The following is a 21,469-nucleotide window of genomic DNA, read 5'->3' on the forward strand; positions in this document are numbered from 1 at the left end:
CAGGCGGCCCCATCCCGGGGCTCGCAGCGCTTTTATGGGCTGCCCCGAGCACCAGCCGCTGCCTCGCAGCGGCTTTTGTATTTTCTGAAATAACGAAGTGGAGAGCCGCATGGTTCCCGTAATCGCCCTGGTGGGCCGACCGAACGTCGGCAAGTCCACCTTGTTCAACCGCCTGACCAGGACTCGCGACGCCATTGTCGGCGACTTGTCCGGTCTGACCCGTGATCGCCAATACGGTGAGGCCAAGTGGCAAGGGCGTACCTACATTCTGGTCGACACCGGCGGCATCTCCGGTGATGAACACGGCATGGACGAAAAAATGGCCGAGCAGTCGCTGCTCGCCATCGAAGAAGCTGATGTGGTGCTGTTCCTGGTAGACGCCAAGGCCGGTTTTACCGCCGCCGACCAGATGATCGCCGAGCATTTGCGCAAACGTAACAAGCGTTCCTACGTGGTTGCCAACAAGGTCGACAACATCGACCCAGACATGGCCCGCGCCGAATTCGCTCCATTGGGCATGGGCCAGGCGATTCCTATTGCCGGTGCCCACGGTCGCGGCATCACCCAGATGCTGGAAATCGCCCTGGCTGATTTCCCGAAAGACGACGAAGACGAACCCGAAGACGGCGAAGAAGAGATCGTTGCCGAAGGCGAGGAAGCCAAGCGCATTCCGGGCCCGAGCGAAAAAGACGGGATCAAGATCGCCATCATCGGCCGCCCGAACGTAGGCAAGTCGACGCTGGTCAACCGCATGCTCGGCGAAGACCGGGTCATCGTGTACGACCAGCCTGGCACCACCCGCGACAGTATCTACATCCCGTTCGAGCGTAACGAAGAGAAGTACACGCTGATCGACACCGCCGGTGTGCGCAAGCGCGGCAAGATCCACGAAGAAGTCGAAAAATTCTCCGTGGTCAAAACCCTGCAGGCCATCAAAGACGCCAACGTGGTGATCTTCGTGATGGACGCCCGCGAAGGCGTGGTCGATCACGACCTGAACCTGCTGGGCTTTGCCTTGGAAGCCGGTCGTGCACTGGTCATCGCGATCAACAAGTGGGACGGCATGACGCCGAGCGAGCGCGATTACGTGAAGGTCGAATTGCAGCGCCGCCTGTTCTTCGTCGACTTCGCCGACATCCACTTCATCTCGGCCTTGCACGGCACGGGCGTGGGCAACCTCTACGCTTCAGTGCAGAACTCGTTCAAGTCGGCGGTGACCCGCTGGCCGACCAACCGCCTGACCCAGATCCTGGAAGACGCCGTCGGTGAGCACGCGCCGCCAATGGTCAACAACCGCCGGATCAAGCTGCGTTATGCCCACTTGGGTGGTGCCAACCCGCCGATCATCGTGATTCACGGTAATCAGATCGAGAAGGTGCCCAAGTCGTACGTCCGTTACCTTGAGAACACCTATCGCCGCGTCCTGAAGCTGGTGGGCACGCCGATTCGTATCGAGTTCAAGGGCGGCGAGAACCCGTACGAAGGCAACAAGAACACGCTGACCGACCGCCAGGTCAACAAGAAGCGTCGCTTGATGTCGCACCACAAGAAGGCCGACAAGAAGCGTCGCGACAAACGCTGATTAGCCTACGGTTCACGAGCTTTTGTGGCGAGGGAGCAAGCTCCCTCGCCACGGTTGTTCGGCGACATAAGAAGGGTGCCCACAGTGGCACCCTTTTTCATGCCTGGCGATTGGGCTATCCTCGACCTCTCCCGCGCCGCACCAGAGCCGGGTGCAGAGCAGAGAACCCCCGATGATCACCAGCAAGCTGCCGAATGTCGGCATCACTATTTTCACCCAGATGTCCCAGCTCGCAGCGCAGACCGGCGCGCTCAATCTGTCCCAGGGATTTCCCGATTTCGATGGCCCGCAGGCTCTGCGCGATGCGGTCGGCCGGCATATTGCCCAAGGCCATAACCAATACTCGCCCATGACCGGCCTGCCGGCCCTGCGTCAGCAGATCGCGGCGAAGATCGCTCGCAGTTATGGCGCCACTGTCGATGCCGATCAGGAAGTCACCGTGACGCCCGGTGCGACCCAGGCGATTTTCTGTGCCATCGCGGCGGTGGTTCATAGCGGCGACGAAGTGATCGTGTTCGACCCTTGCTACGACAGCTACGAGCCCGCCGTCGAACTGGCCGGCGGGCGCTGCGTGCACGTTCAGTTGGGCCTGGATGACTTCGCCATCGACTTCCAGAAGCTCGGCGAAGCCCTGAGCCCGCGTACCCGCATGATCATCCTCAACTCGCCGCACAACCCCAGCGGAGCGCTGATCAGTCGCGCCGAACTGGACCAGTTGGCTGCGTTGATTCGCGACCGAGACATTTACCTGATCAGCGATGAAGTCTATGAACACCTGGTGTTCGACGGTGTGCCCCATGCCAGCGTGCTGGCCCACGAAGAGCTGTACCAGCGGGCCTTTGTGGTCAGTTCGTTCGGCAAGACCTACCACGTCACTGGCTGGAAAACCGGCTACGTCGTGGCGCCGCCAGCCCTGACGGCGGAGCTGCGCAAGGTGCATCAATACGTCAGCTTCTGCGGTGTGACGCCGTTGCAGTACGCCCTGGCCGACTACATGGCCGACCATCCGGAGCACATCGAAGAGTTGCCGGACTTCTACCAGGCCAAGCGCGACTTGTTCTGCGATCTGCTGGCCCCGTCGCGGTTCAGCTTCAAGCGGGTGGCCGGCACCTATTTCCAGTTGGTGGATTATTCTCAAATCCGCCCGGACCTGAATGACGTCGACATGGCGGTCTGGATGACCCGTGAGCATGGGGTGGCGACGATTCCGGTCTCGGTGTTCTACCAGAACCCACCGCAAGGCCAGCGCCTGGTGCGCCTGTGCTTTGCCAAACGCGAGGAGACGCTGCGCGAAGCGGCGGAAAAACTATGCGTGATCTGAGTGCGTTGCCCAACCTCAACATCGCCCTGATCCAGACCACCCTGGCCTGGCATGACCGCCAAGCCAACCTGGAGCATTTCGAAGGTCTGCTGGAGCAGGCGCGCGGGGCAGATCTGATCATACTGCCGGAAATGTTCACCACGGGTTTTTCCATGGAGTCCGAGAGTCTGGCGGAACAGCAGGGCGGCCCTACGCAGCGATGGCTCAAGGAGCAGTCGGCGAAGCTGGGCGCGGTGGTCACCGGCAGCTTGATTGTCCAGGTCGCCGATGGCAGTCATCGCAATCGTCTGCTCTGGGCGCGACCGGACGGCGAAGTGCTGCATTACGACAAGCGTCATTTGTTCCGCATGGCAGGGGAGCATAAGCATTACACGCCGGGCGAGTGCCAGGTGTTGTTCGAGCTCAAAGGCTGGCGGATTCGGCCGCTGATTTGCTACGACCTGCGCTTCCCGGTCTGGAGCCGCGACGCCGAAGACACCGACCTGTTGCTCTATACCGCCAACTGGCCGGGTGCGCGGCGTCAGCATTGGAACCGGCTGCTGCCGGCCCGGGCAATCGAGAACCTGTGCTACGTGGCGGCGGTGAATCGCATCGGCACCGACGGCAAGGGCTTCGCCTATACCGGGGACAGCCAGGTGTTGGACTTCCAGGGCGAGACCTTGCTCAGCGCTGGCGAGGCGGACGGGGTATTCACGGTGTGTTTGGACGCAGAGGACCTGGCGGCGTATCGCACGCGGTTTCCGGCGAACCTGGATGCCGATCATTTCGAATTCATCTGATTTTAATCGATTCAGCCCTAAAGAAACGGTGCAGCGTGCCGATATCCAGTCAGCCAAGGAGAATGCCCATGACCAGTATCAGCGCAACCACTGTCAACCCGTACCCGGTTTCGACCCCTAAAGTCTCGATCAAAGGGGCGAGCGAAGAGCAAGCAGTCAGTCCTGCGGCATCGACTGACGCCAGCGCCGACAAAGACAAGGACGGCACACTGCGTGTCAACATGGGCGGCACCAGTGCCGCCGGTGGAGGCGGGGGAAGCAGCAGCACCAGCGACACCACCGCCGAACAGCTGGAGAAGCAGATCAAACAGGCCGAGAAGCTGCTGGCCGAGCAACAAGCCCAATTGGCCCGGACCCAGAAGAGCCAGGCCAGCGAGGAGCAGAAGTCCCAGCAGGTCATGGCCATCCAGACCGAGATCATGGGCACCCAGTCGACTTTGCAAACCCTGGAGGCGTCGTTGCTGCAGGCTACGGCAGGCTCTGTTGATACCCATGCCTGACCTGTTGGTTGCTTGACAGGGGCTTACACAGGATTTGGTATAACGCCAACCATTGTGGGAGCGAGCCTGCTCGCGATAGCGATCTGTCGGGCGATACAAAACCATCAGCCAAACAAAAAGGCCCCGGGGTTCACACCCCGGGGCCTTTTTGCATGTGCGCCTTGGATCAGGCCGCTTTGGCTTCTGGCTGGCTCAGCGAGCGGTTCAGCGCGCTGAACAAGGCCTTGAAGCTGGCGGTGGTGATGTTTTCATCGATGCCCACGCCGTGCACCGCACGCTCACCGTTGACCCGCAGTTCGATGTACGCCGCGGCCTTGGCGTTGGTGCCGGCGCCGATGGCGTGTTCGTTGTAGTCCATGATCTCCACCGGAAGAGGCAGGCCGGCCACCAGCGCTTCCAGCGCGCCGTTGCCCTTGCCGCGCCAGTGCAGGTTGGTCTCGCCCTGGCCCTTGCTGGCCACTTCGACTTCCACGGCGCTGTTGCCGTTTTCTTCCTGCAGGCGATGGCTGACCAGCGCGTACGGGGTGTTGGCTTGCAGGTATTCGCTGTGGAGCAGGGCGTGGATCTGCTGGGCGGTCATTTCCAGGCCCAGGCGATCGGTTTCGCGCTGCACCACCTGGCTGAACTCGATCTGCATGCGGCGGGGCAGGCTGATGCCGTATTCCTGCTCCAGCAGGTAGGCGATGCCACCCTTGCCCGACTGGCTGTTCACCCGAATCACCGCCTCGTAGCTGCGGCCGATGTCGGCCGGGTCGATCGGCAGGTACGGCACTTCCCACAGCGTGTCCGGCTTCTGCTGGGCGAAGCCCTTGCGGATCGCATCCTGGTGCGAACCGGAGAATGCAGTGTGAACCAGGTCGCCAACGTACGGGTGACGCGGGTGCACCGGGATCTGGTTGCACTCTTCGACCACTTTGCGCACGCCGTCGATGTCGGAGAAATCCAGCTCAGGGTTGATGCCCTGGGTGTAGAGGTTCAGCGCCACGGTCACCAGGTCGACGTTACCGGTGCGCTCGCCGTTACCGAACAGGCAGCCTTCGACACGGTCGGCGCCGGCCATCAGGCCCAGCTCGGTGGCGGCTACGCCGGTGCCGCGGTCGTTGTGGGTGTGCAGGCTGATGAGCACGCTGTCGCGACGGGTGATGTTGCGGCCGAACCATTCGATCTGGTCGGCGTAGATGTTCGGGGTGGCGACTTCCACGGTGGCCGGCAGGTTGAGGATCACCTTGCGCTCGGGCGTCGGGTTCCAGACTTCGATCACCGCGTCGCAGACTTCCTTGGCGAACTCCAGCTCAGTGGCGCTGAAGGTTTCCGGCGAGTACTCGAACTGCCATTGGGTTTCTGGCTGCTGCGCCGCGTATTTGACGAACAGCTTGGCCGCATTCACCGCGATTTCCTTCACGCCTTCCTTGTCCTGGTTGAACACGATGCGGCGGAACGACGGGCTGGTGGCGTTGTACAGGTGGACGATGGCTTTTTTCGCGCCGCGCAGGGATTCGAAGGTGCGGGCGATCAGGTCTTCACGCGCCTGGGTCAGCACCTGAATGGTGGTGTCGTCCGGGATGTGGCCTTCTTCGATGAGCGTACGCACGAAATCGAAATCGGTCTGCGAAGCGGCGGGGAACGAGGCTTCGATTTCCTTCACGCCCACGGCCACCAGGGTTTTCCAGAAGCGCAGCTTCTTGACGGCGTCCATCGGCTCGATCAGCGACTGGTTGCCGTCACGCAGGTCGGAACTGCACCAGATCGGCGCGGCGGTGATGGTCTTCGACGGCCAGGTGCGATCCGGCAGGTTGATGGTCGGGAAGGCGCGGTACTTGGAAGACGGGTCTTTGAGCATGCTCATCGGGGGAATCCTTATTGTCGTGGCCGGAAAAAGGCGGCCTGCCGGTGGTTCGAACGGGGGGTGGCTTCACAGCCGGAGCGAGGTGCCGCGATTCAGCCCGGCAGTCGTGCGCTGACGAGGCACAGGCTGCGGTGCTGACGAAGCTGAATGAGGGTGTGAGAGGTTTTCATGCCCTCAACCCTAACCGCGTGTGGGGAGGATCGCAAGCAGTCGGGAAAAATTGAGAGAAGTTTTGTTTTGCGGCGCTTTTGCGAGATTTAATCGCGTGCTCAGGCGATATTTGTAGTTTTATTGCGTCGATGTTTGGAGCTTGGCAATCCATGATGAGCGGTTGATGCAACTGACCCCATCGCAAAAAGCTCAGGGCTGAAACTCGCCGATAAAAATCGCCGGATCCACCCGCGCATCGTTCAGGCTGATGTTCCAGTGCATGTGCGGTCCGGTTGCCCGGCCTGTGGAGCCGACTTTGCCCACTACGGTGCCTCGTGCCAGTTGCTGGCCGACCTTCACGTCTATCTTCGACAGGTGGCAGAACATGCTAATGAAACCTTGGCCATGGTCGACGAACACGGTATTGCCATTGAAGAAGTAATTGCCGGTGAGGATCACCTTGCCGGCTGCCGGGGTCTTGATGGGGGTGCCGGCGGGCACTGCGAAGTCCAGGCCGGCGTGGGGGTTGCGTTCTTCGCCGTTGAAGAAACGACGTACGCCGAACTTGCTCGACAGCGGGCCGTTGACCGGCTTGTCCAGCAGCAGGTTGCTGGGGATGTTCGGGCTGAAGCTGCGGTAGGCCTTCAGTTGCACGGCCAGTTCGCCGTCGATGCGCGCAAGGTCTGCCGGGTTCGGGTTGACCTGGCGTTTATTCGTCAGGGTGATGTGCTGCTCGGGGTATTTTTTGTAGCCGACCACAAACGGCTGGGTACTGCCACCACTGCTGATCTGTTGGGTGCCCGGTTTGACCGTCAGCGGGATGCCGACAATCGCCAGCCAGTTGCCTTGTTCCTTGACCACCAGTACCGGTTTGCCCTGGTAACTGGCTTTCGGTGCCTGGGCCGCGCTGCCCAGGTCCACCACGGCCACGCCGCCGGGCACCGGTTTGTTCAGCAGGCGGCTGATGTAGCTGTCGGCATGGGCGTTGAAGGTCAGGCACAGCAACAGCAATGAGGCGAGATATCGCGGCATGAATCAATCCAGTAAAGAAAGGGTGACCGGTGTCAGGTGATTGTCTTCGACCCGCACCAGCAGTTCGCCTTCACCGAGCCTGGCGGTCAGACGCTGGCCGGTTTGAGTCTGCCCGGCGCTGCGGATCGCATGGCCGCGCTCGTCCAGCAAAATGCTGTAGCCCCGGCCGAGGGTCGCCAGGGGGCTGACGATGTGCAGGGTTTGCATCTGGTTGTGCAATTGCACGCGTCGCGCCTTCAGGCCTTCGCGCATGGCGCGGGGCAGGCGTTCGGCCAGGCTGTCCAGGCGCTGGCGCAGCATCGCCAATTGCCGGCCCGGATGTTGCCCGGCCAGGCGGGTCTCCAGGCGGATCAGGCGTTCGCGGCGGGTATTGAGGCTGCGCTCGAAGGCCCGGCGCATGCGCATGTCCAAGTCATCGAGGCGCTGGGCTTGCTGGCGCAGGCGTTCGCCGGGATGGCGCAGGCGGCGAGTCAGGCCTTCGAGCCGCAATTGATCGCGCATCAGGCGGTCGCGCATGCGCATCACCAGCCGGCGATGCAGGCTCTCGACCCGGCGCACCAGGTCACTCGCATCCGGCGCTAGCAACTCGGCCGCGGCAGATGGGGTAGGGGCGCGTACGTCGGCGACGAAATCGCTGATGGAGACGTCGGTCTCATGGCCGACGGCGCTGACGATCGGCGTGACGCAGGCGTCTACCGCCCGGGCCACGGCTTCTTCGTTAAAGCACCACAAGTCTTCCAGCGAACCGCCGCCCCGGGCCAGGATCAGCGCGTCGAACCCCCGGGCGTCCGCCAGTTTCAGGGCGCGGACGATTTGCGCGGTGGCTTCGCGGCCCTGCACGGCGGTGGGGATCAGCGTCAGGGAAATCTGCGGCGCGCGGCGACGGAATACGCTGATGATGTCGCGGATCACCGCGCCAGTGGGCGAGCTGATGATGCCGATGCGTTGCGGATGGGCCGGCAGCGGCACCTTGCGCTCGGCACTGAACAGGCCTTCGGCGCTGAGTTTTTCTTTCAGGGCATCGAAGGCCAGGCGCAGGGCGCCATCGCCGGCCGGTTCCACGGTGTCGAGAATCAGTTGATAGTCGCCACGGCCCTCGAACAGCGAGACCTTGCCCCGCACCTTTACCGCCAGCCCGTCTTTCAAGGCCTGGCGCACCCGCGCGGCGTTCTGCCGGAACAATGCACAACGCACCTGGGCGCCGCTGTCCTTGAGGGTGAAATACACATGGCCGGAGGCCGGTCGGGCAAGGTTGGAAATTTCGCCCTCGACCCAGATATTGCTGAACACGTCTTCGAGCAACACCCGCGCACGGCCGTTGAGCTGGCTGACAGTCAGGACCTCACGGTCCAGGCCCAGTCGGGCAAAGGGATCTTTAATCATGGGCGGCATGATAAGGGCATTCGTGGCTGAATCTCCATGTGTGCAAACAATTCAGACCGAGTCGCCTGCTCGCGACTGCGATGGATCAGTCACCACAAATACTGGATGTGTACCCTAGGATCTGGCTAAAGTCGCCGCTCCATCATCAAGGAAGTGGGCAATGGATCTTCTGTCATGGTTGGGCCAATGGGCATTTGCGCCAATGGAATGGTTGGTGATCGGGCTGGCCATCGCCATGGCTTATATCGTGTTTGGTATTGCCGGGTTTGGCACGGCGCTGGTGGCCGGGCCGATTCTGCTGCTGTTCATGCCGCTGTCGAAAATCGTGCCGCTGCTGGTGCTGCTCGATTTTGTCGCGGCGTTCGGCAATCTGCTGCCGTCGCGTCGGGACGTTTCCCGGCCAGAGCTGTTGCGGTTGTTGCCGTGCATGGCGCTGGGCTGCACCTTGGGGGTGATTTTCCTGCTCAACCTCAAGTCCGATCTGTTACTGCTGTTGATGGGAGTGTTCATCAGCAGCTATGCGATCTACAGCCTGTGGGTAAAGACGCGGCCGGCGCAGTTGTCGGCGGCGTGGGCGATTCCAATGGGCACGGTGGGCGGAATGTTCGGGGCGTTGTTCGGCAGTGGCGGCTTTTTATACGCCATCTACCTGAACAGCCGCTTGCCCAAAGACCCGGCTCGCGCCACCCAAAGCGCGCTGATCAGTTGCAGCACTGTGGTGCGGTTGAGTCTGTTCGCCGTCGCGGGTGTGTATGCCGAGCTACCCTTGTTGGTACTGGCGCTGTGTTTGTTGCCGGCCATGGCGCTGGGGCTGTGGGTGGGTCGTCGTCTGACCATGCGGATGTCTCGCGAGGCGTTCGTGCGCCTGGTGACCTGGCTGGTGCTAGCCAGCGGCATCGCGTTGATCGGGCGTTACCTGAGTGCTTGACCTGGTTTGACCAGGCATTAAGCTGCCGGCCTTTAAACAGTGTCTTGTGGGAGCTGAGCTTGCTCCTACACGCAGAACGTCCAGGCCTCGCCATGAATTCGCAAAGCATCATCGTCCCGAAAATCTCCACCCTGCCGGTTCCCGAGCCTCGGGCCCGGGCGATCGTGCGCTGGCTGGTACGCAAGAATATTGTCGAAGAACAACTGACCACCTGCGGGCGCACTGGCAATCGCATGGCCCACGCCATCGCGCACGGCGCCCGCGATGTCGTCATGCACCCCGAAGCCTTGCCGTTCGGAGAATCGGTGAACGGCCTGGAGATCATCACCAAGCGCTGTATCTATACCCCGGCCAAGGGTTTTCTCGAAGAAGCCGGCTGCGCCGAGTGTCGTAAAGAAGTCGGTGAGGCGTTGTTCGAAAGCCTGGAGGACTGGATGCCCGCGCGCACCGACAACTTCACCTGCCCCGAGTGCGGGCACGAAGATGACATCAACGGGTTCCTGTTCCTGCAACCCTGCGGTTTCTCGAACCTGGGGTTTATCTTCAACAACTGGCTCGAGGCGGGGTTCAAGCAGGCGTTTGTCGATGAATTCGCCGACTGGCTGGATCAACCGGTGAGTTGGGTGAAGGTGGAGTTGTAGGGCTCGCCAGCCTCAGACGCAGCCCCTTCCCTGTGTTGGGCTGGGAGCATAGGTTTGGTCCATCAATCAGTTGGGCAATAATAGACAGAGTTTTACATTGAGCCAGACGGGGTCCATGAGTATAATGGCGCGCTTCCATTTTCCCGCTCGGGAGCCCCCGCGATGCTGCGTATCAGCCAAGAAGCTCTGACCTTCGACGACATTCTCCTAGTGCCCGGTTATTCCGAGGTACTGCCTAACGAAGTCAGTCTCAAAACCCGTCTCACCCGTGGCATCGAACTGAATATTCCGCTGGTTTCCGCCGCCATGGACACCGTGACCGAAGCCCGTCTGGCCATTGCCATGGCCCAGGAAGGCGGTATCGGTATCATCCACAAAAACATGACCATCGAACAGCAGGCCGCCGAAGTGCGCAAGGTCAAGCGGTTCGAGGCTGGCGTGGTCAAGGACCCGATCACCATCGAGGCTGACGCCACGGTTCGCGATCTGTTCGAACTGACCCGCATGCACAACATCTCCGGCGTTCCGGTGCTGCACGATGGCGACCTGGTCGGCATCGTCACCTCCCGCGACGTGCGTTTCGAGAACCGCCTGGATGCCACCGTTCGTCAAGTGATGACGCCTAAAGAGCGTCTGGTCACGGTCAAGGAAGGCACCAACAAGGACGACGTCCGCGAATTGCTGCACAAGCACCGCATCGAGCGCGTGCTGATCGTCGACGACAACTTCGCCCTCAAAGGCATGATGACCGTCAACGACATCGAAAAAGCCAAGGCCTACCCGCTGGCCAGCAAGGACGACCAAGGTCGTCTGCGCGTCGGCGCTGCGGTAGGCACCGGCAAGGACACCGGTGACCGTGTAGCCGCTCTGGTCAATGCCGGCGTGGACGTGGTGGTGGTCGATACTGCCCACGGCCATTCCAAAGGCGTGATCGACCGCGTTCGCTGGGTCAAGCAGAACTTCCCTGAAGTGCAGGTGATCGGCGGCAACATCGCCACCGGCGCTGCCGCCAAGGCCCTGGCCGAAGCCGGCGCCGACGCAGTCAAGGTCGGTATCGGCCCTGGCTCGATCTGCACCACCCGCATCGTCGCCGGTGTCGGCGTGCCGCAAATCAGCGCCATCGCCAACGTCGCCGCTGCCCTCGAAGGCACAGGTGTGCCGTTGATCGCCGACGGTGGCATCCGTTTCTCCGGTGACCTGTCCAAGGCCATCGTCGCCGGTGCCTCCTGCGTGATGATGGGTTCGATGTTCGCCGGTACTGAAGAAGCACCGGGCGAGATCGAGCTGTTCCAGGGCCGCAGCTACAAGGCTTATCGCGGCATGGGTTCGCTGGGCGCCATGTCCCAGGCCCAGGGCTCTTCCGACCGTTACTTCCAGGACTCCTCCGCGGGTGCCGAGAAGCTGGTACCGGAAGGCATCGAAGGTCGTGTGCCGTACAAAGGCACCCTGAGCGCTATCATCCATCAATTGATGGGCGGCCTGCGTTCTTCCATGGGCTACACCGGCAGCGCCGATATCGAAGAAATGCGCACCAAGCCGGAATTCGTACGCATCACCGGCGCTGGCATGGCCGAGTCCCATGTCCACGACGTGCAGATCACCAAGGAAGCGCCGAACTACCGTGTAGGTTAAGGCCTTGCGCAAAACGTTAATCACCGGGGCTGTTCATTCAGCCCCGAGTTGTTTCTGATTCACTACATGAGAATGAGTCATGGCCCTCGACATTCACGCTCACCGCATCCTGATCCTCGACTTCGGTTCCCAGTACACCCAGCTGATCGCCCGCCGCGTGCGTGAAATCGGCGTGTACTGCGAATTGCATCCGTTCGACATGGATGACGAAGCGATCCGCGAGTTCGCTCCTAAAGGCGTCATCCTCGCCGGCGGCCCCGAGTCCGTGCACGAAGCCAACAGCCCGCGCTGCCCGCAAGCCGTGTTCGATCTAGGCGTGCCGGTCTTCGGTATCTGCTACGGCATGCAGACCATGGCCGAGCAACTGGGCGGCAAGGTAGAAGGCTCCGACCTGCGTGAGTTCGGTTATGCCCGCGTTGATGTCGTCGGCAAGAGCCGCCTGCTGGACGGCATCGAAGACCATATCGACGCCGACGGCCTGTTCGGCCTGGACGTGTGGATGAGTCACGGTGACAAGGTCACCAAGATGCCAGAAGACTTCCATATCCTGGCCAGCACCCCGAGCTGCCCGATTGCCGGCATGTTCAGCGATGAGCGTCGCTACTACGGCGTGCAGTTCCACCCGGAAGTGACCCACACCAAGCAGGGCGGTCGCATCCTGTCGCGCTTCATTCTCGACATCTGCGAGTGCGAAGCACTGTGGACCCCGTCGAAAATCGCTGAAGACGCCATCGCCCAGGTGCGCGCCCAGGTCGGTACCGACAACGTGCTGCTGGGCCTTTCCGGTGGTGTGGACTCCTCGGTGGTTGCCGCGTTGCTGCACAAGGCCATCGGCGATCAGCTGACCTGCGTCTTCGTCGACAACGGCCTGCTGCGCCTGCACGAAGGCGAGCAAGTGATGGCCATGTTCGCCGAGAACATGGGCGTCAAGGTGATCCGCGCCAACGCCGAAGAGCAGTTCCTGAACAACCTGGCCGGCGAGTCCGACCCGGAGAAGAAGCGCAAGATCATCGGCCGTACCTTCATCGATGTGTTCGATGCCGAATCCTGCAAGCTGGACAACATCAAGTACCTGGCCCAGGGCACCATCTACCCCGACGTGATCGAGTCGGCCGGCGCCAAGAGCGGCAAGGCCCACGTGATCAAGTCCCACCACAACGTCGGTGGCCTGCCGGAAGAAATGAACCTCAAGCTGGTCGAGCCGCTGCGCGAACTGTTCAAGGATGAAGTGCGTCGCTTGGGCCTGGAGCTGGGCCTGCCGTACGACATGGTCTACCGTCACCCGTTCCCGGGCCCGGGCCTGGGCGTGCGGATCCTCGGTGAAGTGAAGAAGGAATACGCCGACCTGCTGCGTCGCGCCGACCATATCTTCATCGAAGAGCTGCGCAAGGCCGACTGGTACCACAAGGTCAGCCAGGCGTTCGTGGTGTTCCAACCCGTGAAATCGGTTGGCGTGGTGGGCGATGGCCGTCGTTACGCCTGGGTCGTGGCCCTGCGTGCCGTGGAAACCATCGACTTCATGACCGCTCGCTGGGCGCACCTGCCATACGAGCTGCTGGAAACCGTTTCCGGGCGCATCATCAATGAAATCGAAGGCATCTCCCGCGTCACCTACGACGTGTCGAGCAAGCCGCCAGCGACCATTGAGTGGGAATGATTGGACGTCCGGCATTGTCCGGCACGATCTAGCAAAAAATGCCCTGGAGCCCGCGTAATTGCGGGCTTTTGGCTTTTTGGGTCTGGCAAATTCTGGCAGCTTTGTGCATCGCCAAGCACCGTGTTTATGTGGCATGGTACGGGGTATTGACTGAGCCAAATGCCATGCTTGGCGCTCGATACCATGTCACCTTAGTAGGGAAGGGCATGGTATCAAATCTCATCATCAGCCCGTGATACTCAGTCGATCAACCTGCTCAGCAATCGGTGCCCATCATGAGTCACCTCGACCATCGCCGAAAGCATCACGCTATCCGCGCCGTCCTGGGTAAGGACGGTCCAGAACTCCGGTGGTTGGAACCGCACGCCGAAGGTGCCTGACTTCGCCACCACATAGACGTTTAACACCTGACCGGATTTCATCAGAGTTTCATCATTGACGGGGCTCTTATAACCGAGCACTTGAGGTTTCTGAATCCGCATCTGGCCCATGGAGTATCCCACTAGCTCATGCACGGCCACCACTTGGTCGGCATCAAGCTCCTGCTGAATGGCAGTGCCCACGTTAGATAACCGCTCGCCAGCCCGAATCTGGGTGATACCTTTTCGCAGCGCGCGTCGAGTTGTCATCAATAGTTGCTGCTGTTGTTCAGTTGCATTGGGGGTCGCGAATGTCCATGCCTGGGCTACATGGGCCTGTGGCGATGCGGCTACCAACTCCACTTTGACAAGTGCAGCATCCGGAAACGGCGCGTCAGTAGGTGGGGCATTTCCCACTTGATTATTTACCGAAACCGACACCGCCTCTGGGTATCCCTTGTAGCCTATTAACATTGGCCGCCAGCCATACTGCAAAAACTGCTTCAGTAAAAACTCTTGGATCGCTACACCGCTTCCACCCTGGCGGATCATCGGTTTGACCTTAAGCAGCATGTCACTGGCAAGGGGCGCGATCCGAGTCTCATCAGCTAAAATTATCTCGCTATCCAGTTGAGCAATCCTGGCCCCAAGCTCTCTGTTGCCTGCGGCGTAGCGGTCGTACTGCGATTCTGTAGCGAAAGCACTTATAAAAAAAAATAATGGAAGTAGTCCGATTTTTTTCATAACGTGGCGCCCTGGACGCGAATTAATTAAAGGTGTCCGCTGAGTATTTGGGTCGGTCAAACATTGCAACAGCGGCAACATACAGGGGTAGTGTTTGTAATGTTGTGGCCGCTCGATACGATGCATTACCTCGCATTTTCTAGATGCATATCCAGGGAAGTGAAGCTTTTGTCTTAGATTCTTACACGCGCGAGTGAAGTCACGATTGTCCATCAGCGTGGCATAGTATTGCGCAGGGAGGGGAGTTGCCGGGGTGTAGTAGCCGAGATTGCCGGGATAAAAGCGCCTGTAGTTGAACGAGTAGACCAGATTCACCTGCGGCTGTGAGCTGTGGCCGAAAACCGGAAGGAACTCCAGAACGGCGGGCCTGAGTCGGTCGGGTCGGCTACCTGAAAGTTAATCACGTCACCTTCACGCATTACGCTGTTCGGGGTAAAGGGCTGTTCAAGCAGCACTGCCTGTTTGTCTTCTGGCGCCTGATGGCTCGAGCAGGCTGCAAGGGTTATGAAGGCGATAGGAATGATCGAGCGTCGCACCGGTATCTCCAGTCAGTCCGTTTGATCGGGGAATAATTTCATAAATTCGGTCAACAGATGTGCTCAGGTATGGCGCGTTGTCAGTGGGCAGGCGTGTCTGCATATCGCCGGCTAGCAAAACAGATTGACGGTAACGTTGGCGGTAAGAATCGAGGCTGGATTAAAAACACTCTCGTTGGGAGATCGGGCGGCAACGTAGCCCCTCTATCTGATAACAATAGAGAAAAGATCTTTCCTACGATTTAACCGCTGTTCCATTCTTCGCTTCGTCGAGCAGCCATTGAGCAAAAGCTTGTATTGGCTCTCTACCCAATCCGATGGGCTCAGGGAGGATGAGGCAGAAGGTTTTGGAGATGGTTTTTCCCTCCGGCCACGGGGCGATCAGGCTTCCTGACGCAAGTTCGGTTTCAACGTACAGGCGCGGTACTAGCGCAACGCCGAGGCCGGCCAATGCGGCTTCTATCAACATTCCATGGAGATCAAAGCGTGCGCCAATTGCAGGATTGGTCAGCGGGCTTCCCGTCTCCTGGGCGTAGTGTTGCCAAGCTTCAGGGTTCTGTCGTCGGTGAAGGCGCGGTAATTCGTCCAGTGCGGTTGTTCGATTGCGTCCTGTCAGAAGTTTAGGATGGCAAACCGGAACCAGCACTTCATGCAACAGTTCGTGAGTCCGCATTCCCGTCCACGCTGGGTGCTCGAAATGGATGGCAGCATCGAATCCGCTCCCGGCCAGGACAAAGGGTTCCATGCGCTCGGCCAAATGCACAGTAATGTTCGGATGCTTCTGCTGGAATCGTCCCAAGCGAGGAATGAGCCATCGCATCGCGAACGTCGGGATAGTGGCAATGTCCAGGCTTGCGCCATCGTTCGGCTGCCCCATTAAGTACTGACTGTCCCGATCCAAGCGGTCAAGCGATTCGCGAACTTGGAGCGCGTAACGCTCTCCGTTAGGAAGGAGTCGGACACGATTGCCGACCCGCTCGAACAGCGTGACCCCGAGGAAGGCTTCCAACCGGCCAATCTGGCGACTGATAGCTCCTTCAGTCAAAGACAGTTCCTCTGCTGCGCGCGCGAAACTGCCGTGGCGGGCGGCGGCTTCAAATGCTGTCAGTGCCGTGCTGCTGGGGATCTTCCTTCGCATGAGCGTTCCCGTTCTGAAGATGGCGATCCAGCTTAGCTTGATCTTTTGTCACTGAAGCATACTGAATAATCGTTTTATACGGCGAGATCAAGGTCATACCATGACGAGACATCAATAAAGAGGGCCGGACGTACAAGAAGTCCGGTAGCGAGTGATCCATGATCTACACCGTCGAGTGCAGCTTTGCCGACCCAGCCAGCGAAGCAGAGTGGAATGATTTCTATAGCCTGGAAAAGCTACCCGCGCTTATTTCCGTGAGCGGGTTCCATACTTCGCAGCGCTTCAAGGCGTTTAGCGCTGGTTGCCCTGTGTACCTGGCCATGCACTCGATCGACGGTCTGGCTGTGCTTGAGGGCGATGAGTATCGCCAAAAGGGCGGGGGCAACTTCGCACGCTGGCAGCAGCACATCACCGATTGGCACCGCAATCTTTACGGCGGCCTTGAGCGTGCGCCTGCCATCGGTGAAGGCGAACATCTGATCGTGAGCGCAGTCGGTCCCGAGCCGCTCATCGAGATGGGGCTCACGCCTGAGCAGATGTGGGCCGTGGCATTGGAGAAGTGTCCTGAAAACAGGTGGCTGGCGAAGCTGGATAGCTCCACGAGTCTCGGTTTGGATGCGCTTCCCAAGGGCGTGCATCTGTATGCCCCGATGACCGCGCAATTGACGAGTCACGATGGCACAGTGCCGCAGACCCAGGCGTACAACCATGCCTAACCTGACGATCTTCATCCAGGCGGAAAAGATGCCGTCCCAAGCGTATCTTTTGGAACTCACTGAAGAATGCACTCGGCTTTGCACGGACGTCCTCCGGGCGGCGCTGGACAACGTGCATGTCATCTATGTCGCTGCCCGCCAGGGGCGCGGGCATCCTGCTTACGCGGAAATCAAGTACCGCCTCGAACCGTTCAGAACGCCATCGGTCATGGACGATTTCATGGCGCGACTGGATGAGGCAATAAAACGCCATGCGGGGCTAACGGCGCGCATCCGTTGCTTTGGCTATCCAGCCGATACCATCTACGCGCGGAACTGATGATCCGCAAGGAGTGCCGCAATGAACGACATGAAATTTCCGGGCCAGCAGATCGGCGACTTTTCGATTACGGCCATCAGTGACGGATACCTTTGCGCAAGTCTAGATCTTCTCTCCAATATCGATCCTACGGAGGCGTCCAAGTTGCAGCAGGACGCAGGCGTGAGCGATCCATCCTCGATCCACATCAACTGTTACCTGGTGCGTGGAAGGGGCCGCACGATCCTCATCGATGCGGGGGCTGGTGGTTTCAAGCAGTGGGGCGGCAAGCTAAAGGCGAATCTCGCGCTTGCTGGCGTGCAACCCGCTGACATTGACACCATTCTTCTGACCCATGCACATCCCGACCATGTTGGGGGGCTGCTTGACTCTTCAGGGGAAGCAGCCTTTCCCGATGCAGAGCTAGTCGTTCACCAGCTTGAGGTTTCTTTCTGGGAGGACGATGGCAATCTCAGTCGAGCGAGTGAGCGTGCTCGTGGCAACTTCCTGTTTGCTCGGAAGGTGTTCGATCAGTATCGGGAGAAGACGCGCCTGTTTACTGATAGCGAAGTTCTCCCTGGCATTAGTGCGATGCCCCTTCTGGGGCATACCGCAGGACATTCCGGTTATCGTCTCGATTCCAATGGTCGTAGTCTGCTGGTTTGGGGGGATATCGTTCATTTCCCCCAAATTCAGATTGCTCGTCCCGACGTATCCATTGCATTCGACCAAGATCCGCTTCTTTCCGCCGAAACACGATCCAAACTATTGAATGTTGTTAGCTCGGATAAGATTCTTATCGCTGGTATGCACCTTGGCGAACTCGGATTTGCACATGTCGAGCGGCTAGGCAAGACCTACAAAATTTCCTACGAAACTTAGCGGCTGTTCGAGATGCCTACGATGCGTCGGCTACGGCGAATGAGGTCATTGATCCCACGGCGCCTCCTGCCAGCGGTCGAACAGAAAATCGCTGAACGCCGTCAGCCGGCGCGGCACGGGTTCGCGCCGCGCCCGCACGATGCTGATCTTCGAGGGCGTGGCTTCCCATTCTGGCAACACGCGCACCAGCCTCCCGTCGCGCAGTTCCTCGTGAATATCCCAGGTCTCGCGCAGCGAGATACCCAACCCGGCCAGGCACCACGCATGTAGCACGTCGCCGTTGTCGCTGCACAGCGTACCGCTGACCGCGACAGGCTTCTCCCGGTGGCCCTTGCGCAGCGGCCAGGTGCTTTGCAGCAGGCCCGGATAGGCGAACACCAGGCAGTTGTGCCGTTCCAGTTCTTCCGGCTGCGCGGGACTGCCATGCGCTTTCAGGTAGGCGGGAGACGCCGCCAGGATGCGCCGGTTGTCGGCCACACGCCGCGCCACCAAACGCGAATCGGCCAACTCGCCCATGCGGATCGCCAGGTCGAGGTCGCCGCTATACAGATCCTGCACTTGATCGGACAGGCGCAGGTCGAAACCGACCCTGGGATGCAGGCGGCAGAAATCGTGGATAGCCGGGGCCACGAACTTGCGCCCGAACGGCGTGGGCGCGGTCAAGCGGATGGTGCCGCTCAGTTCCTGGCTGCCGCCAGTCGCCAGTTCTTGCACTTCTTCCAGCACCGCCAAGGCAACCCGTGCGCGCTCGGCGATGGCGCGGCCTTCGCTGGTGATGCGCAAGTTACGGGTGTTGCGCTCGAACAGTGTGGTGCCCAACGCCTGTTCCAGCCGGGCGATCTGCTTGCTGACCGTCTTAGGCGCGAGGTGCAGGTCGCGTGCGGCGGCGGAAAAGCTATGGCGCTCCACAACATGCACGAACACCGCTAGGTCATCAAGATTGCGCAGGGCCATTTGGGTCATTCCGGGGAAAGTGTTTGTCGATTTTGGTCATTTAAAGGATATACCGGATTCACCAGAATGAAGATCCCAACTTCCCACGCTGCAACGCGCATGCCTCCGTTGGAGGTGTCCGGCGGTGTGCTCGATTCGCTTGCAGGAGCTTCTGATGACCCAACGTATTCTTTTCGTCCTGACCAGCCACGACCGCAAGGGACCGGCCGGCGCCGCCGATGCCGCGCCCAGCGGTTTCTATCTGTCCGAGGTCACGCATCCGCATCGGGTGCTGGCAGACGCCGGTCATGCGGTCGATTTCGTCAGCCCCAAGGGCGGCAAGACGCACGTCGATGGACTCGATCTGGACGATCCGATCAATGCCGCGTTCTGGAACGATGCGACGCTAAGAAGCGCCACCGAGAACACCATTGCACCTACGCAGGTCGATCCCGATGCCTACGCCGCGATCTTCTACGCCGGCGGCCACGCGACGATGTGGGACTTCCCGGACAACGCCGAACTGGCGGCCATTGCGGCGTTCATCTACGAGCGTGGAGGCGTGGTCGCGGCGGTGTGCCACGGGCCGGCCGGGCTGGTAAACCTCAAGTTGTCCGATGGCGGCTATCTGGTAGCGGGTAAGGACGTGTCGGCCTTCACCAATGAGGAGGAGCGTGCGGTCGGCCTGTACGACACGGTGCCGTTCCTGCTGGCCGATGCTTTGCAGGAACGTGGTGCCCGGCATGTGCCTGCGGCGAATTTCCAGGCGCAGGTAGTGGTGAGCGAGCGCCTGGTGACGGGGCAGAACCCGGCCTCGGCCAAGGGCGTCGCGGAAGCGATGCTGCCCCTATTAGCGGTGACAGCCGAGAAGCGAGCCTGAACCATGAATCCACGTATGCCTTTCGTCATCTACGTCTTCGCGCTTTGCGCGTTCGCCCTGGGCTTTACCGAATTCGTCACCATCGGTCTGGTGTCCACTATTTCCGCTGATCTGCATGCCAGCGTCAGCCAGGTCGGCACGGCGGTTACGGCCTACGCGATGGGTGCGGTGATTGGTGCGCCGGGCCTGACCGCGCTGGCGACCCGCTGGCCGCGCAAGCGCCTGCTGCTGGTGGCGATGGGGCTGTTCACGTTGGGCAACGCTGTAGTCAGTCTGTCCGATGCACTGACGCCCATGCTGGTGGCCCGCTTCGCCTCCGGCCTGGGACATGGGGTATTTCTCGCCGTAGCATCCAGCGTGGCAACCCAATTGGCGGGCCGACATCGCGCCGGTGCGGCGGTGGCCGTGGTGTTCGGCGGCCTGACGCTGGCACTGGCGCTGGGCGTACCGCTCGGCACCTACCTGGGCAGCGTGTTGAGCTGGCAGGTCATCTTCATGGCAGTGGCCGCAAGTGGTGCCATTGGGTTCGTCGGCCTGCTGGCCCTGATGCCGACAGATCGCAACGATGCCTCGGCGCAGGCCAATGCGATGGATGGCCTGAAAGCCATGTTCAATCAGCGTCTGCTGGCCGGAGCCGGTATCACCGTGTTGGCGTATGCGGGGTCCTTCGCGCTCTACACCTACATTTCGCCGATCCTGCTGCAAGTGACGAACGTCAGTGAAAGCACGGCGAGCCTTTTGATGCTGGGCTACGGCGTGATGGCCGCCATCGGCAATGTGTGGGGCGGGCGGCTGACCGACCGCAAGGGTGCCGACTTTGCGGTGATGACTGTGCTGGTCGGTCTGGCTGTCGTGCTGTTGGCGATATGGGCATCGGCACCGTCGTTGCCGTTGATGGTGTTGCTGACGGGCCTGCTCGGTGCACTGACCTATGCGGCGGTGCCTGCCTTGCAGGCGCGGGTGATCGGGTTGTCGCACATCCACGCGCCGCAGGCACCGGCAGTGGCGGCTGGGCTGAACATCGCCGGCTTCAATGGCGGCATCGCGTTGGGTTCGCTGCTAGGCGGGGCCAGCCTGGAAGCGATGGGTCTGACCAGCACGGCCTGGGTCGGTGCGGTTGCCGTGGGCCTTGGGATCGTCTGGATGCTCTGGCAGATACGGCGTCCCACGTTCCAGTGCGCAAGAACTCAAAAATAGGTGAGCGATGGATCTTCGGCATCTTCGCTGCTTCCTGGCCGTAGCCGAAGGGGTGTGGTGAGCCGGTGCTGATCGAAATGACCGACGGGGGCGGACGGACGGTGTATGTGACCCGCTGTGAAGCTCGGGACGTGGTGAAGGGCAACATGCTCTATCTGGATCACGATATCAGCCACGCCTACCGCGTGCTGGAATCGAAAAAAGGGGAGGGCAAAACCAATGGCAGTAAATGGCGATTGGCGTTAAAAAAATACACCGCTCTCTATTTCGCGCCTGATCAGTATGTCAACCGCATATAGCGATGAGAGGCCCTATCGAATTGCCGTCGGCACGGC

At 60.5% G+C, this 21,469-nt stretch carries 20 protein-coding genes; 14 read left to right on the top strand and 6 right to left on the bottom strand.

Features of this window, described 5'->3' with window-relative positions; genetic code table 11:
* The first annotated feature begins 109 nt into the window (after nucleotides 1-109).
* The 4 genes from der to ACA047_RS05625 all read left to right on the top strand — a co-directional run bounded on the left by der (nucleotide 110) and on the right by ACA047_RS05625 (nucleotide 4,182).
* Entirely contained in the window at nucleotides 110-1,582 is a 1,473-nt protein-coding gene (der, locus tag ACA047_RS05610) for a ribosome biogenesis GTPase Der (RefSeq protein WP_497357412.1), read from the top strand.
* Between the two features lie 172 nt (nucleotides 1,583-1,754).
* On the top strand, nucleotides 1,755-2,903 hold the full coding sequence (locus ACA047_RS05615; RefSeq protein ID WP_497357414.1) for a pyridoxal phosphate-dependent aminotransferase: 1,149 nt from the start codon (nucleotides 1,755-1,757) through the stop codon (nucleotides 2,901-2,903).
* Nucleotides 2,891-3,682: an amidohydrolase gene (locus tag ACA047_RS05620; RefSeq protein ID WP_497357416.1), complete on the top strand. Its 792-nt coding sequence runs from the start codon at nucleotides 2,891-2,893 to the stop codon at nucleotides 3,680-3,682. The genes ACA047_RS05615 and ACA047_RS05620 overlap by 13 nt, the downstream gene beginning before the upstream one ends.
* A gap of 68 nt (nucleotides 3,683-3,750) precedes the next feature.
* Nucleotides 3,751-4,182 (top strand): hypothetical protein, encoded by a 432-nt coding sequence (locus tag ACA047_RS05625; protein ID WP_497357418.1) that lies wholly within the window; start codon nucleotides 3,751-3,753, stop codon nucleotides 4,180-4,182.
* Nucleotides 4,183-4,348: 166 nt separating this feature from the next.
* On the opposite strand, the gene leuA is transcribed toward ACA047_RS05625, so the two are convergent.
* From leuA to xseA, 3 genes are all read right to left on the bottom strand, one after another.
* Nucleotides 4,349-6,028, bottom strand: coding sequence for a 2-isopropylmalate synthase (leuA, locus tag ACA047_RS05630; RefSeq protein WP_497357420.1), 1,680 nt, complete (start codon nucleotides 6,026-6,028; stop codon nucleotides 4,349-4,351).
* A gap of 360 nt (nucleotides 6,029-6,388) precedes the next feature.
* Nucleotides 6,389-7,210: a peptidoglycan DD-metalloendopeptidase family protein gene (locus ACA047_RS05635; RefSeq protein ID WP_497357422.1), complete on the bottom strand. Its 822-nt coding sequence runs from the start codon at nucleotides 7,208-7,210 to the stop codon at nucleotides 6,389-6,391.
* Between the two features lie 3 nt (nucleotides 7,211-7,213).
* Nucleotides 7,214-8,593 carry an exodeoxyribonuclease VII large subunit gene (gene xseA, locus ACA047_RS05640; protein WP_497360236.1) on the bottom strand — a complete coding sequence of 460 codons (1,380 nt, stop codon included), beginning with the start codon at nucleotides 8,591-8,593 and terminating at the stop codon, nucleotides 7,214-7,216.
* A 160-nt stretch (nucleotides 8,594-8,753) separates the two neighbouring features.
* Between xseA and ACA047_RS05645 the strand changes: the two genes are divergently transcribed.
* The 4 genes from ACA047_RS05645 (at nucleotide 8,754) to guaA (ending at nucleotide 13,451) form a co-directional block, all read left to right on the top strand.
* Nucleotides 8,754-9,521, top strand: a complete 768-nt coding sequence (locus ACA047_RS05645; protein WP_497357424.1) for a sulfite exporter TauE/SafE family protein — start codon at nucleotides 8,754-8,756, stop codon at nucleotides 9,519-9,521.
* 92 nt (nucleotides 9,522-9,613) lie between these two features.
* Nucleotides 9,614-10,162: a sugar ABC transporter ATPase gene (locus ACA047_RS05650; protein WP_497357426.1), complete on the top strand. Its 549-nt coding sequence runs from the start codon at nucleotides 9,614-9,616 to the stop codon at nucleotides 10,160-10,162.
* 162 nt (nucleotides 10,163-10,324) lie between these two features.
* Entirely contained in the window at nucleotides 10,325-11,794 is a 1,470-nt protein-coding gene (guaB, locus tag ACA047_RS05655) for an IMP dehydrogenase (protein ID WP_497357428.1), read from the top strand.
* A gap of 79 nt (nucleotides 11,795-11,873) precedes the next feature.
* Nucleotides 11,874-13,451, top strand: coding sequence for a glutamine-hydrolyzing GMP synthase (gene guaA, locus ACA047_RS05660; RefSeq protein WP_420764167.1), 1,578 nt, complete (start codon nucleotides 11,874-11,876; stop codon nucleotides 13,449-13,451).
* Between the two features lie 239 nt (nucleotides 13,452-13,690).
* On the opposite strand, the gene ACA047_RS05665 is transcribed toward guaA, so the two are convergent.
* Both ACA047_RS05665 and ACA047_RS05670 read right to left on the bottom strand, forming a co-directional pair.
* On the bottom strand, nucleotides 13,691-14,554 hold the full coding sequence (locus ACA047_RS05665; RefSeq protein ID WP_497357430.1) for a M24 family metallopeptidase: 864 nt from the start codon (nucleotides 14,552-14,554) through the stop codon (nucleotides 13,691-13,693).
* Nucleotides 14,555-15,325: 771 nt separating this feature from the next.
* A complete protein-coding gene (locus ACA047_RS05670; protein WP_497357432.1) occupies nucleotides 15,326-16,228 on the bottom strand; it encodes a LysR substrate-binding domain-containing protein in 903 nt (300 codons plus the stop codon).
* Nucleotides 16,229-16,386: 158 nt separating this feature from the next.
* Between ACA047_RS05670 and ACA047_RS05675 the strand changes: the two genes are divergently transcribed.
* The 3 genes from ACA047_RS05675 to ACA047_RS05685 are packed head-to-tail and all read left to right on the top strand — an operon-like array spanning nucleotide 16,387 to nucleotide 18,124.
* The gene (locus ACA047_RS05675) at nucleotides 16,387-16,944 is read left to right on the top strand and encodes a sugar ABC transporter (RefSeq protein WP_497357434.1); all 558 of its coding nucleotides are present in this window, start codon (nucleotides 16,387-16,389) and stop codon (nucleotides 16,942-16,944) included.
* The gene (locus ACA047_RS05680) at nucleotides 16,937-17,263 is read left to right on the top strand and encodes a hypothetical protein (protein WP_497357436.1); all 327 of its coding nucleotides are present in this window, start codon (nucleotides 16,937-16,939) and stop codon (nucleotides 17,261-17,263) included. The genes ACA047_RS05675 and ACA047_RS05680 overlap by 8 nt, the downstream gene beginning before the upstream one ends.
* Before the next feature lie 21 nt (nucleotides 17,264-17,284).
* Complete coding sequence (locus tag ACA047_RS05685; protein ID WP_497357438.1) at nucleotides 17,285-18,124, top strand: MBL fold metallo-hydrolase; 840 nt, start codon at nucleotides 17,285-17,287, stop codon at nucleotides 18,122-18,124.
* Between the two features lie 45 nt (nucleotides 18,125-18,169).
* Here ACA047_RS05685 and ACA047_RS05690 read toward each other — a convergent pair whose 3' ends face one another.
* On the bottom strand, nucleotides 18,170-19,078 hold the full coding sequence (locus ACA047_RS05690) for a LysR family transcriptional regulator (RefSeq protein WP_236188265.1): 909 nt from the start codon (nucleotides 19,076-19,078) through the stop codon (nucleotides 18,170-18,172).
* Nucleotides 19,079-19,232: 154 nt separating this feature from the next.
* On the opposite strand from ACA047_RS05690, the gene ACA047_RS05695 reads away from it, so the two are divergent.
* The 3 genes from ACA047_RS05695 to ACA047_RS05705 all read left to right on the top strand — a co-directional run bounded on the left by ACA047_RS05695 (nucleotide 19,233) and on the right by ACA047_RS05705 (nucleotide 21,433).
* Nucleotides 19,233-19,937, top strand: a complete 705-nt coding sequence (locus tag ACA047_RS05695) for a type 1 glutamine amidotransferase domain-containing protein (RefSeq protein ID WP_497357440.1) — start codon at nucleotides 19,233-19,235, stop codon at nucleotides 19,935-19,937.
* A 3-nt stretch (nucleotides 19,938-19,940) separates the two neighbouring features.
* Nucleotides 19,941-21,134, top strand: a complete 1,194-nt coding sequence (locus tag ACA047_RS05700; protein ID WP_497357442.1) for an MFS transporter — start codon at nucleotides 19,941-19,943, stop codon at nucleotides 21,132-21,134.
* Between the two features lie 65 nt (nucleotides 21,135-21,199).
* Nucleotides 21,200-21,433 (top strand): hypothetical protein, encoded by a 234-nt coding sequence (locus ACA047_RS05705; protein WP_497357444.1) that lies wholly within the window; start codon nucleotides 21,200-21,202, stop codon nucleotides 21,431-21,433.
* The last annotated feature ends 36 nt before the right edge of the window (nucleotides 21,434-21,469 follow it).

It is taken from the genome of Pseudomonas sp. LBUM1664, assembly GCF_059695895.1.